At 66.8% G+C, this 15,113-nt stretch carries 15 protein-coding genes; 5 read left to right on the top strand and 10 right to left on the bottom strand.

The genetic code is table 11. The features are described from left to right. Positions 1 to 49 precede the first annotated feature (49 nt). The 5 genes from HNO53_RS15695 (at position 50) to HNO53_RS15675 (ending at position 5,885) form a co-directional block, all read left to right on the top strand. Entirely contained in the window at positions 50 to 301 is a 252-nt protein-coding gene (locus HNO53_RS15695; protein ID WP_209473537.1) for a DUF1127 domain-containing protein, read from the top strand. A 71-nt stretch (positions 302 to 372) separates the two neighbouring features. Then, entirely contained in the window at positions 373 to 2,727 is a 2,355-nt protein-coding gene (locus HNO53_RS15690; RefSeq protein ID WP_209473536.1) for a Tex family protein, read from the top strand. A gap of 143 nt (positions 2,728 to 2,870) precedes the next feature. Continuing rightward, positions 2,871 to 4,487 carry a glutamate--cysteine ligase gene (gene gshA, locus HNO53_RS15685; RefSeq protein WP_209473535.1) on the top strand — a complete coding sequence of 539 codons (1,617 nt, stop codon included), beginning with the start codon at positions 2,871 to 2,873 and terminating at the stop codon, positions 4,485 to 4,487. Continuing rightward, positions 4,487 to 5,008 carry a disulfide bond formation protein B gene (locus HNO53_RS15680; protein WP_209473534.1) on the top strand — a complete coding sequence of 174 codons (522 nt, stop codon included), beginning with the start codon at positions 4,487 to 4,489 and terminating at the stop codon, positions 5,006 to 5,008. The genes gshA and HNO53_RS15680 overlap by 1 nt, the downstream gene beginning before the upstream one ends. 25 nt (positions 5,009 to 5,033) lie before the next feature. Then, a complete protein-coding gene (locus HNO53_RS15675) occupies positions 5,034 to 5,885 on the top strand; it encodes an alpha/beta hydrolase (RefSeq protein ID WP_209473533.1) in 852 nt (283 codons plus the stop codon). On the opposite strand, the gene HNO53_RS15670 is transcribed toward HNO53_RS15675, so the two are convergent. The 10 genes from HNO53_RS15670 to HNO53_RS15625 form a co-directional block, all read right to left on the bottom strand. After that, on the bottom strand, positions 5,886 to 6,299 hold the full coding sequence (locus HNO53_RS15670) for a RidA family protein (RefSeq protein ID WP_209473532.1): 414 nt from the start codon (positions 6,297 to 6,299) through the stop codon (positions 5,886 to 5,888). It abuts the gene before it with no gap. A gap of 13 nt (positions 6,300 to 6,312) precedes the next feature. Further along, positions 6,313 to 6,717, bottom strand: a complete 405-nt coding sequence (locus tag HNO53_RS15665; RefSeq protein WP_209473531.1) for an acyl-CoA thioesterase — start codon at positions 6,715 to 6,717, stop codon at positions 6,313 to 6,315. A gap of 13 nt (positions 6,718 to 6,730) precedes the next feature. Next, a complete protein-coding gene (locus tag HNO53_RS15660; protein ID WP_209473530.1) occupies positions 6,731 to 7,411 on the bottom strand; it encodes an ABC transporter ATP-binding protein in 681 nt (226 codons plus the stop codon). A gap of 1 nt (position 7,412) precedes the next feature. Then, a complete protein-coding gene (locus HNO53_RS15655; protein ID WP_209473529.1) occupies positions 7,413 to 8,156 on the bottom strand; it encodes an ABC transporter ATP-binding protein in 744 nt (247 codons plus the stop codon). Next, positions 8,149 to 9,195, bottom strand: a complete 1,047-nt coding sequence (locus tag HNO53_RS15650) for a branched-chain amino acid ABC transporter permease (protein ID WP_209473528.1) — start codon at positions 9,193 to 9,195, stop codon at positions 8,149 to 8,151. Before HNO53_RS15650 ends, HNO53_RS15655 begins: the two co-directional genes overlap by 8 nt. Further along, positions 9,188 to 10,102: a branched-chain amino acid ABC transporter permease gene (locus HNO53_RS15645; RefSeq protein WP_209473527.1), complete on the bottom strand. Its 915-nt coding sequence runs from the start codon at positions 10,100 to 10,102 to the stop codon at positions 9,188 to 9,190. The genes HNO53_RS15650 and HNO53_RS15645 overlap by 8 nt, the downstream gene beginning before the upstream one ends. A 62-nt stretch (positions 10,103 to 10,164) precedes the next feature. Continuing rightward, positions 10,165 to 11,307, bottom strand: coding sequence for an ABC transporter substrate-binding protein (locus HNO53_RS15640; protein ID WP_209473526.1), 1,143 nt, complete (start codon positions 11,305 to 11,307; stop codon positions 10,165 to 10,167). A 130-nt stretch (positions 11,308 to 11,437) separates the two neighbouring features. Continuing rightward, complete coding sequence (locus HNO53_RS15635; protein ID WP_209473525.1) at positions 11,438 to 13,069, bottom strand: benzoate-CoA ligase family protein; 1,632 nt, start codon at positions 13,067 to 13,069, stop codon at positions 11,438 to 11,440. An 82-nt stretch (positions 13,070 to 13,151) separates the two neighbouring features. Then, the gene (locus HNO53_RS15630) at positions 13,152 to 14,303 is read right to left on the bottom strand and encodes an acyl-CoA dehydrogenase family protein (RefSeq protein ID WP_209473524.1); all 1,152 of its coding nucleotides are present in this window, start codon (positions 14,301 to 14,303) and stop codon (positions 13,152 to 13,154) included. Beyond that, the gene (locus HNO53_RS15625) at positions 14,303 to 15,112 is read right to left on the bottom strand and encodes an enoyl-CoA hydratase family protein (protein WP_209473523.1); all 810 of its coding nucleotides are present in this window, start codon (positions 15,110 to 15,112) and stop codon (positions 14,303 to 14,305) included. Before HNO53_RS15625 ends, HNO53_RS15630 begins: the two co-directional genes overlap by 1 nt. Position 15,113: the final 1 nt, after the last annotated feature.

The raw sequence follows: 15,113 nt of genomic DNA, 5'->3' as shown, positions 1-15,113 counted from the left end.
TGCATCGAGACTTTCTCCATCACTCGCCATGATCCGGAGGAAACCAGCCATGAGGGCCCCCGACACCTGCTACGATGCGTCATCCTGTACTGCGCCTGGTCGCGTTGAGAGCGCCCAGCGCTTCTTCTCGTCCCCGTGGCAATGGCTGCGCCGCCTGAGCTATCTGATGCAGCTGCGCCGCGAACGCAACCAACTGCTGGAGCTCAGCGATCACCAGCTCCGCGATATCGGACTGACTCGCCGCGACGTGGCCCGCGAGGCGCGCCGTCACCTGTGGGACGTCAGCGGTTGGCGGCGTTGATCGCGGCGGCGACACGGTGGCGTTTGTGATACCTTGGCGCGATCTTTCGTTGTCGCAATACCAAGGAAGTCATGGACGCCACGACCCGGATCATTTCGCGCCTCGCCGAGGAACTCGCCGTTCGCCCGCAGCAGGTGTCAGCCACCGTGGAACTGCTCGACGGCGGCGCCACCGTGCCCTTCATCTCCCGCTACCGCAAGGAGGTCACCGGTGGCCTCGACGATAGCCAGCTGCGCAACCTCGACGAGCGCCTGCGCTACCTGCGCGAGTTGGAGGAGCGCCGTGCCGCCGTGCTCGCCGCCATCGACGAGCAGGGCAAGCTGACGCCGGAACTCGCGGGGCAGGTCCAGGCGGCCGACACCAAGCAGCGCCTGGAAGATCTATACCTGCCCTACAAGAAGAAGCGTCGCACCAAGGCCCAGATCGCCCGTGAGGCCGGGCTCGAGCCGCTGGCTGACGCACTGCTGGCCGATCCCACCCTCGATCCCGAGTCGGAGGCGGCCAAGTATCTTCGCCCCGCCGAGGGTGACGTTCCTGCCGTCGAGGATGCCAAGGCGGCGCTGGATGGCGCACGCCAGATCCTGATGGAGCGCTTCGCAGAGGACCCCGAGCTGGTTGGCTCGCTGCGCGAGCGACTGTGGCAGGAGGGCGAACTCAGCGCCCGTCTGCTTCCGGGCAAGGAGCGTGAGGGTGCCAAGTTCTCCGACTATTTCGAACACGACGAACCGCTGGCCAAGGCGCCCTCGCATCGGGCGCTGGCGATGTTTCGCGGGCGCAACGAGGGCGTGCTGACGCTGGCCATCCGGCTGCCCGGCGAGGACGAAGCGCCGATCCATCCGGCCCAGGTGGCCATCGCCAGGCACTTCGATATCCGCGACGAGGGCCGCGCCGCCGACAAGTGGCTGGCCGACGTGGTGCGCTGGACCTGGCGGGTCAAGCTCTATACCCACCTCGAGACCGAGCTGATGGGGCGGCTGCGCGAGCGCGCCGAGCTGGAGGCCATCGAGGTCTTTGCCGCCAATCTCAAGGACCTGCTGCTGGCGGCCCCGGCGGGGCAGAAGGCGACGCTGGCCATCGACCCGGGCCTGCGTACCGGCTGCAAGGTGGCGGTGGTGGATGCCACCGGCCAGTTCCTCGAGCACGCCACCATCTATCCCCATGCCCCGCGCAACGCCTGGGATGCCTCGCTCGCCGAGCTGGCCAAGCTGGTGGACAGGCACGACGTGACGCTGATCGCCGTGGGCAACGGTACGGCGAGCCGCGAGACCGACAAGCTGGCCGGTGAGCTGGTCAAGCTGTTCGCCGGTAAAAGGGCATTGTCGAAGGTGATGGTCAGCGAGGCCGGCGCCTCGGTCTACTCCGCCTCGGAGTATGCCTCGAAGGAGCTGCCCGACCTCGATGTCACCATCCGCGGGGCAGTCTCCATCGCCCGGCGCCTGCAGGACCCGCTGGCCGAGCTGGTCAAGATCGAACCCAAGTCCATCGGCGTGGGCCAGTACCAGCACGACGTCTCGCAGCTGCAACTGTCGAAGAGCCTGGAGGCGGTGATCGAGGACTGCGTCAACGCCGTGGGGGTCGATCTCAACACGGCGTCGAGTGCGCTGCTGTCGCGGGTGGCCGGGCTCAACCCGGCGTTGGCCGAGGCCATCGTGGCGCGGCGCAACGCCGAGGGCGCCTTCGCCAGCCGCCAGCAGCTGCTCGATGTCAGCCGTCTCGGCCCCAAGACCTTCGAGCAGTGCGCGGGCTTCCTGCGCATCATGAACGGCGACAACCCGCTGGATGCCAGCGCCGTGCATCCCGAGGCCTACCCGGTGGTGGAGCGCATCGCCAGCCGCAACGGACGCCCGGTGGCCAGCCTGATCGGCGACAGCGCCACGCTCAAGGCGGTCAAGCCGGCCGAATTCGCCGACGAGCGCTTCGGCGTGCCCACCATCAGCGACATCTTGAAGGAGCTCGACAAGCCGGGACGCGACCCGCGTCCCGAGTTCAAGGCCGCCGAGTTCCGCGAGGGGGTGGAGACGCTTAAGGACCTGGAGCCGGGCATGATCCTCGAGGGCAGCGTGACCAACGTCACTCACTTCGGCGCCTTCGTCGACATCGGCGTGCACCAGGATGGCCTGGTGCACATCTCGGCGCTCTCCGACAAGTTCGTCGAGGACCCGCGCTCGGTGGTCAAGGCCGGCGACATCGTCAAGGTCAAGGTGATGAGCGTCGACCTCGAGCGTGCCCGTATTGGGCTTTCCATGCGCCTGACCGACCAGCCCGGCGAGGCAGAGAGCGGCAGATCGTCGCGCGCCGGCCAGGGTGAACGGCGTGGTGGACAGGGCAAGGCGCAGCGCAAGGGCGCGCCGCGCGAGCAGGCCCAGTCCAACCAGATGGGCGCCCTGGGAGCGGCTCTGCTCAAGGCCAGGAAGGGCAAATCTTGATCCGGGCATAGCACTCGCCATACTCTCGACATCATTCGCATGAGGTAGCCGGCGGTCTCGTCGGCTACCTCCGACCGCCACGGGCGGCCGGCACGTTTAGACCGGAGGCCCGAGATTGGCCTCCAAGACACGGGGTCCACGCCTTGTCTGATTCATACTCTGCCACCGTTTCGCATCTTGCCGGGCTGGCTGCCCGGGGGCGCTTCGGGCGCCTGCGCCGCGGCCTGGAGAAGGAGGGGCTGCGCGTCGATCGCGCGGGGCGTATCGCCGCCACGCCGCATCCCCATGCGCTGGGCTCCAAGCTGACCCACCCGCATATCACCACCGATTACTCCGAGGCACTGCTGGAGTACATTACGCCGGTCTACTGTCGCCCCGGCGATGCCCTCGACTTTCTCGCCGACCTGCACCGCTTCAGCTATCGCCATCTCGGCGAGGAGCTGATCTGGCCGGCCAGCATGCCGGCCAGACTCGACGGCAACGACAGCGTGATCATCGCCGACTACGGCAGCTCCAACGTCGGGACCATGAAGCACGTCTACCGCAAGGGGCTGGACGTACGCTACGGGCGGATCATGCAGGCCATCGCCGGCATCCACTACAATCTCTCGCTGCCCGACGAGCTGTGGGAGGTGCTGCGCCAGCGCGATGGCGCCGTCGACATGTCGCTCGATGACTATCGCTCGAGCCGCTATTTCGGCCTGATTCGCAATTTCCGCCGCCACAGCTGGCTGCTGCTCTATCTGTTCGGTGCCTCGCCGGCGCTCGATCGCAGCTTCCTGCCCGAGGGCAACATTCCCGACAAGCTGCAGGCGCACGGGCGCGATACCCTGGTATCGCCCTACGCCACCAGCCTGCGCATGTCCGACCTCGGCTACCAGAACAAGGTGCAGGCTCAGCTCAAGATCTGCTTCAACTCGCTCTCCAACTACGTGGGCACCCTGCGGCACGCGATCTCCACGCCCTGGCCCGCCTACGAGGCGCTGGGCGTGCGTGACGGTGCCGACTGGCAGCAGCTCAACGCCAATATCCTGCAGATCGAGAACGAGTACTACAGCGACATCCGGCCCAAGCGCGTCACCCGTCACAATGAGACGCCGAGCCAGGCGCTGGAGGCGCGTGGCGTCGAATACATCGAGGTGCGCTGCCTCGATCTCGATCCCTTCCTGCCGCTGGGCATCGACGAGCAGCGACTGCGCTTCATCGATACCTTCATGATGTGGTGCCTGCTCGCCGAGAGCCCCTGGATTCCCGACGAGGAGTGCGACCGGCTGGACGACAATCGGCGCCTGGTCGTCGAGCGCGGCCGCGACCCCGAGCTCCGGCTGCTTCAGAACGGCCATCGCCGCTCCGTGGCCGACTGGGGCGGGGAGATCCTTGCCGAGATGGGCCGGGCCGCCGAAGTGCTCGATGCCCTGGAGGAGGGCAGCCCCCATGCGCGGGCCGTCGCGGCCTTCGAGCCCTGGCTCGGTGATCCGTCGCTGACGCCGTCCGGCCGTCTGCTGGCGCGGCTCGAAGCGACCGGCGAGGAGTTCATCGAGGCCATCTTGTCCCTTGCCGAGGAGCACTCCGACCGGCTACGCCAGGAAGGTGTCGAGTCGGCACGGGCGGCGACCTTCGAGCAGATGGTCGGCACCTCGCACCAGCAGCAGCGGGACATCGAGGTGGCCGATACCCAGCGCTTCGAGGAGTTCCTCGGCGACTATTTCACCAGTGCCAGCGAGCCCCGCGTGGCCATGGCCAGTCAGGGGAATGCCTGATGTTCGCAGCACTTCGTCGTCTTTCGGTTCGCCAGTGGAGTCTGGCCGGGCTGGCCTTCTGCGTTCTCATGATGCTGGTCGCCCTGGGCCTGGAACATATCGGCGGGCTCGAGCCATGCCCGCTGTGCATCTTCCAGCGTATCGCCGTGCTGTCCGCTGCGGCGGTGTTCATCGTAGCGGCCATTCACAACCCACAGGGACGTCTGGGACCGGTCATCTACGGCGGGCTATCGCTGGCGGCGGTACTGGGGGGGATCGGTGTTGCCGCGCGTCACGTGTGGCTGCAGTCGCTGCCGCCGGACCAGGTGCCGAGCTGTGGCCCGGGGCTCGGTTACATGGTGGATGTCCTGCCCATGCAGGACGTGGTCGCCATGGTGCTCTCCGGCTCCGGCGAGTGCGCCGAGATCGACTTTTTGCTGCTGGGTATCTCGCTGCCGGGCTGGACGCTGATCGGCTTCATCGTGCTCGCACTGGCCCCTCTGGGGATCCTGTATCGCTCCGTCCGCGGTCTATGGCCCTGAAGCGCTGACAAAGAGGAAGGCAGGCATGCTGTATCGCGATTTCTCCACCCAGGAAGCGATCGACCGCGAGTACGATCCCTCGCGCGGGCGCGACCTGTCCGCGCTGCTGGCTGGCTGGCAGTCGCACAGCGAGGCGGTGCGTGAGCGCTGCCGGGTGTCGCTGGACGTCGCCTTCGGGCCGACGCTGGCCGAGCGCATGGATGTCTATCATGCCGAGGCTGAGGATGCGCCGCTGCATCTCTTCTTCCACGGTGGCTACTGGCGCTCGCTGGGCCACCGCGAGTTCGGTTTCGTCGCCGAGGGGCTGGTAGCGGCGGGCATCAGCGTGGCGGTGGTCAACTATGCGCTGTGCCCCACGGTGGCCTTCGGCGAACTGGTGAGGCAAGCTCGGGCCGCGGTCGCCTGGGTGAGGCACAACGCTTCATCGCTGGGCGTCGATGCATCGCGCCTGAGCGTCTCCGGCCACTCTGCCGGGGGGCATCTCGCCGCCATGCTGCTGGCCGCGGATTGGGAGGGGGAGTACGGTCTGCCTGACGATCTCATCGGGGGCGCGTTGTGCATCAGCGGGCTTTACGACCTGCGTCCGTTCCCCTGGTCGTGGCTGCAGCCCAAGCTGCAGCTCAGCGGGCGCGACGTCGACGCCTACAGCCCGCTGTTCCTGCCGTGTCGAGTGCCGACGCCGGTGCATCTCGTTGCGGGCGGAGAGGAGTCCACCGAGTTCGCGCGCCAGATGCACGCCCACGCCGAGCACCTCGAGGCCCAGGGCGCGGCCGTCAGCGCCGAGCTCTTGCCCGGCGACGATCACTTCTCGATTCTCGATCACTATGCGCCGGGCGGACGCTTCGTCCAGCGTATTTCAGCCTTCCACGGCAGCTGATCAAGCGTCGGGAATGACGGCGGTTGCCTCGATCTCCACCTTGGCCCGGTCCTCTATCAGGTCGGCCACCTGCACCATGGTCATGGCCGGGAAGTGCTTGCCCATCACCTCGCGGTAGGCGGCGCCCACCTCCTTGAGCCGGGCCAGGTACTCCTGCTTATCGGTGACGTACCAGGTCAGCCGTACCACATGCTCGGGGCCGGCGCCGGCCTCTTTCAGTACCGCGACGATGTTGGCCAGGGCCTGGTGCACCTGGGCGACGAAATCGTCGCTCTCGAACACCTGATCGCCGTTCCAGCCGATCTGGCCGCCGACGAAGATCGTCTGGCCGGAGGCGAGCACGCCATTGGCGTAACCCACCGCGGCTTTCCAGTGCGAGGGGTGAAGCAGCTCGTGCGAGGTGGCGTCATTCATCTTGGTATCCTTGTTAGCTCTCAATGGCGAAATGGCAGCGCATGGCCTCGGGCCAGGGCAGCGGGCGGCCGCTGTCGAGGTCGACGAACACCAGCGTGGCGTCGCAGGTCAGGCGTGGCTTGCCGCCGCAATGGACCGTGGTGCGAATGGCCAGGCTGGTGCGGCCGACGTCGCGGATGGTCAATTCGAAGTCGAGCGTCTCGCCCAACCGGCTGGGGGCGTGGAAGTCGGTCTCGATCCGGGCCGTCGGCACGCCGGTGCGAGACGTCACGTGCAGGCGGTTGAAGTCGTGGCCGACGACCTCGGCGAAATAGTCCTCGACCACCGAGTTGAGCATCTCGTAGTAGCGCGGATAGAAGACGATGCCGGCGGGGTCGCAGTGCTGGAAGCGCACCTTGCGCTGTGTCGTGAACGGCATGGCGGCCTCCTCGTCAAACGCCCAGGTAGCGGTCGCGAAGGGTCTCGTCGAGCGCATCGGGTTCGCCCGTCCATACCGTGCGCCCCTTTTCCAGAATGGTGCAGCGGTCGGCCACCGGCAGCAGCTCGGATAGCGACTTGTCGACGATCAGCGTGGACTGGCCTTCGCTCTTGAGGGCACGTATGGCTGCCCAGATCTCCTGACGTATGACCGGGGCCAGCCCTTCGGTGGCTTCGTCGAGCACCAGCAGGCGAGGGTTGGTCATCAGCGCGCGACCGATGGCGAGCATCTGCTGTTCACCGCCGGAGAGCGTGTTGGCCATCTGGTGGCGCCGCTCGGCCAACCGGGGGAAGAGCCCCTCCACGCGTGCCAGATCCCAGCGACCGGGTCGCGCCGTGACCAGCAGGTTCTCGCGCACCGAAAGGTTGGGGAAGCAGCGCCGCCCCTCGGGCACGAGGCCGAGGCCGGCCTGAGCGATGCGGTAAGAGGGCAATCGGCGCAGATCCTGCGACTCGAAGGTGATACTGCCGCTGCGTGGCGGGCTGAGGCCGAAGATAGAGCGGATGGTGGTGGTCTTGCCCATTCCGTTGCGCCCCATCAGGGCCACCATCTCGCCGGCCTGGACGCTGAGGTCGACGCCGAACAATGCCTGGGAAGGTCCGTAGAAGGTCTCGATGGCGGTGACGTTGAGCATCTCAATCCCCCAGGTAGGCTTCGCGGACTTGCGGATTGCCTCGGATCTCGGCGCCGTCGCCGTGGGCGATCACGGCGCCGGCCACCAGTACCGAAATGCGGTCGGCGAGGCGGAAAACGGCGTTCATGTCGTGCTCGATCAACAGGATCGGCACCTCGTGCTTGAGCGCCTCGAGCAGTTCGGTCAGGCGTGCCGAACCCTCCGGACCGAGTCCGGCCATGGGCTCGTCTAGCAGCAGCACCCGCGGCTTGAGCGCCAGCGCGCATGCCACCTCGACCTGGCGCCGCTCGCCGTGGGAGAGTTCCGATACCGGCGTGTCAGCGCGATGTGCGAGCGCCATGCGCTCCAGCGCCTGCATGGCCGGAGCGAGCAGGCTCTCGTCGCGCTGCACCGGCTTCCAGAAGCGGAAGCTGTGTCCCTGCAGCGCTTGTACCGCGATCATCACGTTGCGCTTCACCGACAGCGGCTCGGCAAGCGACGAGACCTGGAAGCTGCGTCCCAGCCCCAGCCGTGCGCGCTGGGCCACGCTGAGCGTGGAGATCTCGCGGCCAGCGAGCGCGATGCTGCCGGAATCGGGTTTGAGACCGCCGGCAATCTGGCCGATCAGGGTCGACTTGCCGGCGCCGTTGGGGCCGATCAAGGCATGGATCTCGCCCTCTCGCAGGTCGAGCGAAACATCGCTGGTGGCCTGCAGCGCGCCGAAGCGCTTGTTGAGGTGCGCAAGTGTCAGCACGGCATCACTCATGGCGCTCCCTCCCGGCCAGCCAGCCCATCACGCCGTACTTGGCGAACAGCACCACCAGCAGCAGCACCAGGCCGAGGAACAGCTTCCAGTACTCGGTGAGCCCGCCTAGCAGGGTCTCCATCATCACATACAGGATGGCTCCGGCCAGCGGGCCGTAGAGCCGGCCCACGCCGCCGAGAATCACGATCACCATCAGTTCGCCCGACATGTGCCAGCTGAGCATGGTAGGGCTGACGAAGCCGTTGAGGTCGGCATACAGCGCACCGGCCAGCCCGGTGATCATCGCCGAGATGACGAAGGCCACCAGACGGATAGGGTAGGGGGCGATGCCGGCGGTGGCCAGACGGGTGTCGTTGAGCCGGGCCATGGTCAGGGCGGCGCCGAAGCGCGACTTCATGATGCGCGAGGTGAGCGCAAGCGAGAGCGTAAGTCCGCCGAAGCAGATCAGGAAGAAGGTCAGGGCGTCGTTGGTATCGACGATGGGCAGCGTGTTGCGCAGGTAGATCGGCAGGCCGTCCTCGCCGCCGTAAGTGGGCCAGGAGTTGGCGAAGTAGTAGATCATCTGGGCGAAGGCCAGCGTGATCATGATGAAGTAGACCCCGGTGGTGCGCAGCGACACGGCGCCGATGGCCAGCGCCAGCAGGCCGCAGACAACGATCGCGACAAGCCAGATCGCCAGCATGCTGTCGCTGCCGGGGATGGCCACCGGCCAGCCGATCACCGGGGTGAGATCGAATGCATGATAGGCGCTGATACCGGCCACGTAGCCGCCCAGGCCGAAGTAGGCGGCGTGGCCGAAGCTCACCATGCCGCCGTAGCCGATGGCCAGGTTGAGGCCCACGGCGGCCATGGCGATCAGGGTGACGCGCGAGGCCAGGTTGACGTAATAGACGTGGCCCAGGAAATGGGCTGCGAGTGGCGCCAGCAGCAGCAGCGCCAGCAGGCCGATCTGCACCAGCCCCTTGCGGTCGTGCCAACTCGCCGTGGGTGCTGGCAGCCCCGGCTGCGGAGCGAGGATTCGAGTGTCGGACTTAGTCATGGGCGGCAAACAGTCCCTTGGGTTTGAAGGCAAGTATCACGGCCATCAGGATGTAGATCAGCATCGCGGCGATCGCGGAGCCGACGCCGGCGGCCTCCGAAGGACTCATGAACTGGCCGAAGAAAGACGGCAGGAAAACGCGCCCCAGGGTATCGACGACCCCGACCAGGATGGCGCCGTAGAGCGCACCCTTGATCGAGCCGATGCCGCCGATCACGATTACCACGAAGGCGAGTATCAGCACCGGCTCGCCCATGCCCACCTGCACCGACTGCAGGGCGCCGACCATGGCGCCGGCAAGGCCGGCCAGCGCCGCACCCATGGCGAATACCAGGGTATAGAGCCGGGCGATGTTCACGCCCAGGGCGCCGATCATCTCGCGGTCGCTCTCGCCGGCGCGAATGCGCATGCCGAGCCGCGTGAGCGAAATCAGGAAATACATGCCCACGGCCACCGCGATCCCCACGGCAATGATCACCAGGCGATAGATGGGATAGCGCAAGCCGCCCGGCAGGCTGACCGAGCCTGACAGCACTTCCGGCGGATTGAGCCACAGCGGCGAGGAGCCGAACAGCCAGCGGGTGCCCTCCGAGAAGATCAGGATCAAGGCGAAGGTGGCCAGCACCTGGTCGAGGTGGGGCCGGTGGTAGAGCCGGCGCACCACGATCAGCTCGACCAGGGCACCCACCACGGCGGCCACGGTGATGCCGGCCGCCAGGCCGACGAAAAACGAGCCGGTGGCGGCACTGACCAGCGCCGTGGCATAGGCGCCGACCATGTAGAAGGAACCGTGGGCCAGGTTGATCAGCCCCATCACGCCGAACACTAGCGTCAGGCCGCTGGCCATCAGGAACAGCATGGTACCGAGCTGTAGGCCATTGAAGAGCTGTTCGATGAATAGGGTCATGGCATGGTCACTGTTGAGCGTTGCAGGAGTGCCGCCGGGCCGACCGACCCGGCGGCCGGGACTTACATCTCACACTGGGTGTGATAGATGTCCTGGATGTCCTCGACGGCGATGCCGACCAGCCGGTTGGTAGGCTGGCCGTCGTCACCCTCGACCACCTCGCGCACGTAGATGTCCTGGATCGGATGGTGGTTGGGGCCGAAGCGGAACTCGCCGCGCACCGAATCGAAGTCGGCCTCGCGCAGCGCCTCGCGGAAGGCGTCCTGGTCGTCCGGATGGGCCTTGTCCAGGGCGCTGAGGATCAGGTTGGCGGTGTCAAAGCCCTGGGAGGCATAGAGGGTCGGGGTGCGGCCGTAGGCCTCGCGGAAGGCCTCGACGAAGGCATGGTTGGCCTCGTTGTCGAGATCGTAGGCCCACTGCGAGGTGTTCATGGTGCCGACGGCGGCGCTGCCCACGGCCTTGATGATGATCTCGTCGAAGGAGAAGGCGGCCCCGAAGAGCGGAATATCGACCCCCGAGTTCTCCCACTGCTTCATGAACGAAATGCCCATGCCGCCCGGCAGGAAGAAGAACAGGCTGTCGGCATCGCTGGCGCGGATCTGGGCGATCTCGGCGGCGTAGTCGGTCTGGCCCATCTGGGTATAGATCTCGTCGACCACCTCGCCTTCGTAGCGATGCTTGAAGCCGGCCAGGGCATCGGTGCCGGCGGGATAGTTGGGCGCGAGCAGGATCGGGCGCTCGAAGCCCTCTGTCTTCATGTAGGCGCCCATGGCCTCGTGCAGGTTGTTGTTCTGCCAGGCGGCATTGAAGTAGTTCTCGTGGCACATGCGTCCGGCGAGATCCGAAGGGCCGGCGTTGGGTGAAATGTAGAAGGTGCCCTGGCGTACCGCCGCGGGAACCACCGCCATGGCCAGGTTGGAGAAAATGATACCGGTGAGGATGTCGACCTCGTCGCGCTGCATGAACTCGTTGGACAGGCTGCGCGCCAGGTCGGGTCGGTTGGCGTCGTCCTGCACCAGCACCTCGATGTCGTCGCGGCCGGAACGCTCGATGGCCAGCATGAAGCCATCGCGTACGTCCACGCCCAGGTGCGAGCCGCCGCCGGACAGGGTAGTGATCATGCCGATCTTGACCTCTTCGGCCTGGGCCGCCGCCGTGGTGGCGGTCATCAGCAGGCCAAGGCCAACGCTGGCTAGCTTCTTCATGGCTTTTCCCTCTTCGTTCTCGTTTGTTGTGGTTTCGGCGCCTTGTCCAGCGCTTGTGCTCTTGTGATTCGTCAAACTGCCGTCAGATGGAGCGTCCTGTCGGCTGATCATCCCCTCTTCGGGCTGATCATCACTTTTCGGGATAGTGCTCCTGGCGCAGCCGGAAGCGCTGCACCTTGCCGGTGGCGGTCTTCGGCAGCGTTTCGACGAAGCGGATCGAACGCGGGTACTTGTAGGGTGCGATGCGCTGCTTGACGAAGGCCTGCAGTCGCGCGACGCACTCGGCATCCGGTTCGACACCGGGAGACAGTACCACGAAGGCCTCGACGATCTGCCCACGTTCTCCATTCGGTGCGCCGATCACGGCGCACTCCGCCACCGCCTCGTGGGCGAGCAGGGCGGCTTCCACCTCGGGACCGGCGATGTTGTAGCCGGACGAGACGATCATGTCGTCGTTGCGTGCGGCGAAATGGAAGTAGCCCTCCTCGTCCTGATAGAAGGCATCGCCGGTCAGGTTCCAGCCCTGCTGCACGTAGCCCCGCTGACGCGCATCGTCCAGGTAGCGGCAGCCGGTGGGGCCGCGTACCGCCAGCCGCCCGATCTCGCCGCGGGGCAGTTCGTGCATGTCAGCGTCGACGATCTTCGCCTCGTAGCCCGTCACCGGTTTGCCGGTGCAGGCCGGGCGATGGTCGTCGAGGCGGTTGGAGATGAAGATGTGCAGCATCTCGGTGGCCCCGATGCCGTCGAGGATCGGCTTGCCCGTCTTCTCGATCCAGTCATGGTAGATCGGCGCCGGTAGCGTCTCGCCGGCGGATACCGCCACGCGCAGACTGTCGAGTTCCTGACCGTTTTCGAGTGAGGCGAGCATGGTGCGATACGCCGTGGGTGCGGTGAACACGACGGTGGCACGATGCTCGCGGATGATTTCCATCATGTTGGGCGGCGTGGCCTTCTCCAGCAGCACCGCGCTGGCGCCGAAGCGCAGCGGGAAGATGGCGAGCCCGCCGAGGCCGAAGGTGAAGGCGAGCGGCGGCGAGCCGACGAAGACGTCGTCCGCTCTTACTTGGAGCACCTCGCGGGCGTAGCCGTCGGCAATGATCAACAGGTCGCGGTGGAAGTGCATGGTCGCCTTGGGCTTGCCGGTGGTGCCGGAGGTGAAGCCGAGCAGGGCAACATCGTCGGCGGCGGTGGCAACGGCGGCGAAGTCGCGGGGCTTGGTCAGCGCCAGACGGTCGAGCTCGGCGTCGTGGTTGGCGGTACCGTCGAAACCCACCACGCGTTTCAGATAGGCGCTATCGGCTGCGCAGGCATCGAGTTCGTCGAGCAGGCGGGTGTCGCACAGGGCAAGAGCGATCTCGGCCTTGTCGACGATCTGGGCAAGCTCGCCGGCGCGCAGCATCGGCATGGTGTTGACCACCACCGCGCCGGCCTTGGTGGCGGCGAGCCAGCAGGCGACCATGGCCGGGTTGTTGGCCGAGCGAATCAGTACGCGGTTGCCGGGGCGTACGCCGAGCTCGTCGACCAGCGCATGGGCCAGGCGGTTGGTCCACTCGGCCAGCTCGCGGTAGGTGCGGCTGCGACCGTTGCCGATCAGCGCCACCCGCTCGCCATGGCCGCGTTCGAGCCAGCGGTCGCAAAGCTCCACCGCGGCGTTGAGTCGCTCGGGATAGTCGAAGCCGTCGAGCCTGAGCTCGGGCCATTCATGCACGGGAGGCAGGTTGTCCCGGGCAAAGGTATCGGCGTGAGCCGACGTTGCGTTCATGACCATTCTCCGTACGTCGTTGTTGTTGTTCGGCGCCGAGGCGTCGACAGGGGGATACGGGTCTGGCGCTTCCTTAACCGCTTTATTCTTGCCGGACGGTCTCCTGCTGGGCCAAACAGCTGCGTGCGATCACCACCTTCTGCACGTCCGAAGCGCCTTCGTAGATGCGCAGTGCGCGGATCTCGCGATACAGGCTCTCGACGATGTGCCCCTTGCGCACGCCGTCGCCGCCGTGGAGCTGCACCGCCTTGTCGATGACCTGCTGGGCGCGGTCGGTGGCATAGAGCTTGGCCATGGCCGCCTCGCGGGTGACCCGCTCGGCACCCATGTCCTTGGTCCAGGCGGCGCGATAGACCAGCAGCGCGGCAGCGTCCACGTCCAGCGCCATCTCCGCCAGGTGGCCCTGTACCATCTGCAGGTCGGCCAGGCTGGCGCCGAACAGCTCGCGGCTGCTGGCGCGCTCGAGGGATTCGTCCAGCGCGCGGCGGGCGAAGCCCAGTGCGGCGGCCCCCACCGTGGAGCGGAATACGTCGAGCACCGACATGGCAATGCGAAAGCCCTGGCCGGGACTGCCGACCATGGCGCTGGCCGGCAGGCGCATGTCGTCGAAGCCGAGCCGCGCCAGCGGATGCGGCGAGATCGTCTCCAGCCGTTCGCGGATGGCGAGCCCCGGCGTGTCGGCCGGTACCAGGAAGCACGAGAGCCCCTTGGCGCCCGGCCCTTCTCCGGTGCGCGCGAAGACGGTATACAGATCGGCGATGCCGCCGTTGGAGATCCAGGTCTTCTCGCCGTTGATGCGATAATGGTCGCCGTCGCGCTCGGCGGTGGTGTCGAGCTGGGCCACGTCGGAGCCGGAGCGCGGCTCGCTCAGGGCGAAGGCGGAGAGCGCCTCGCCGCGGCGGGTCTTGTCCAGCCACTGCTTCTGCTCGGCGTTGCCGAACAGGCTGATCGCCCCGGTACCCAGGCCCTGCATGGCGAAGGCGAAGTCGGCCAGGCCGTCGTGACGGGCGAGGGTCTCGCGAATCAGGCACAGGCTGCGCACGTCGATGGCGTCGCCCGCGGTGCCCTCGAGGAAGCCCGCCTGGCCCAGGTCGCGCACCAGCTGGACGCAGGTGGTATCGACGTCGCTATGAACGCGGGGCAGCTCGCGCCGGCACCACGCCTCCAGACGCTTGGCCAGGTCGCGATGACGCGGCTCGAAAAAGGGCCAGTCGAGAAAGCTCGTGTCGCTCATCAATCCCCCTCGAAGACCGGCTTCTGTTTAGCGGCGAAGGCGCGGTAGGCGCGCTCGAAGTCGCGGGTCTGCATGCAGATCGCCTGGGCCTGGGCCTCGGCCTCGATGGCCTGCTCCAGGCTCATCGACCACTCCTGGTTGAGCTGGGTCTTGGTGATGCCGTGGGCGAAGGTCGGTCCCTGGGCCAGGCGGGTGGCGTAGGCGATGGCTTCGGCTTCTAGCGCCTCTTCCTCGACCAGTCGGTTATAGAAGCCCCATTGATGACCCTCTTCCGCACTCATGCTGCGCCCGCTGTAGAGCAGGTCGGCGGCACGGCCCTGGCCGATGATGCGCGGCAGCATGGCGCAGGCGCCCATGTCGCAGCCGGCCAGGCCCACCCGGGTGAAGAGGAAGGCGGTGCTGGCACGGGGCGTGGCGAAGCGAATGTCCGAGGCCATGGCGATGATCGCGCCGGCACCGACGCAGACGCCGTCGACCGCGCTGATGATGGGCTTGCCACAGTTGATCATCGCCTTGACCAGGTCGCCGGTCATGCGGGTGAATTCGAGCAGGCCCTTCATGTCGCGCCCCACCAGCGGGGCGATGATCTCGTGAACGTCGCCGCCGGAGCAGAAGTTGCCGCCGTTGGCGGCGAACACCACGGCTTTTACATCTTCGGCGTAAGCCAGGTCGCGGAAGGTGTCGCGAAGCTCGGCGTAGCTGTCGAAGGTGAGCGGGTTCTTGCGCTCTGGGCGGTCGAGGCGAATCACCACGACGTCGCCCTCCATGCGCCACAGGAAATGCCTGGGCGCGAGATCGGCCAGTTTCATC

Origin of the sequence: Billgrantia antri (assembly GCF_017868935.1) — a bacterium.
GTDB lineage: Bacteria > Pseudomonadota > Gammaproteobacteria > Pseudomonadales > Halomonadaceae > Halomonas > Halomonas antri.
This window is presented reverse-complemented; position numbering and strand designations above follow the sequence as displayed.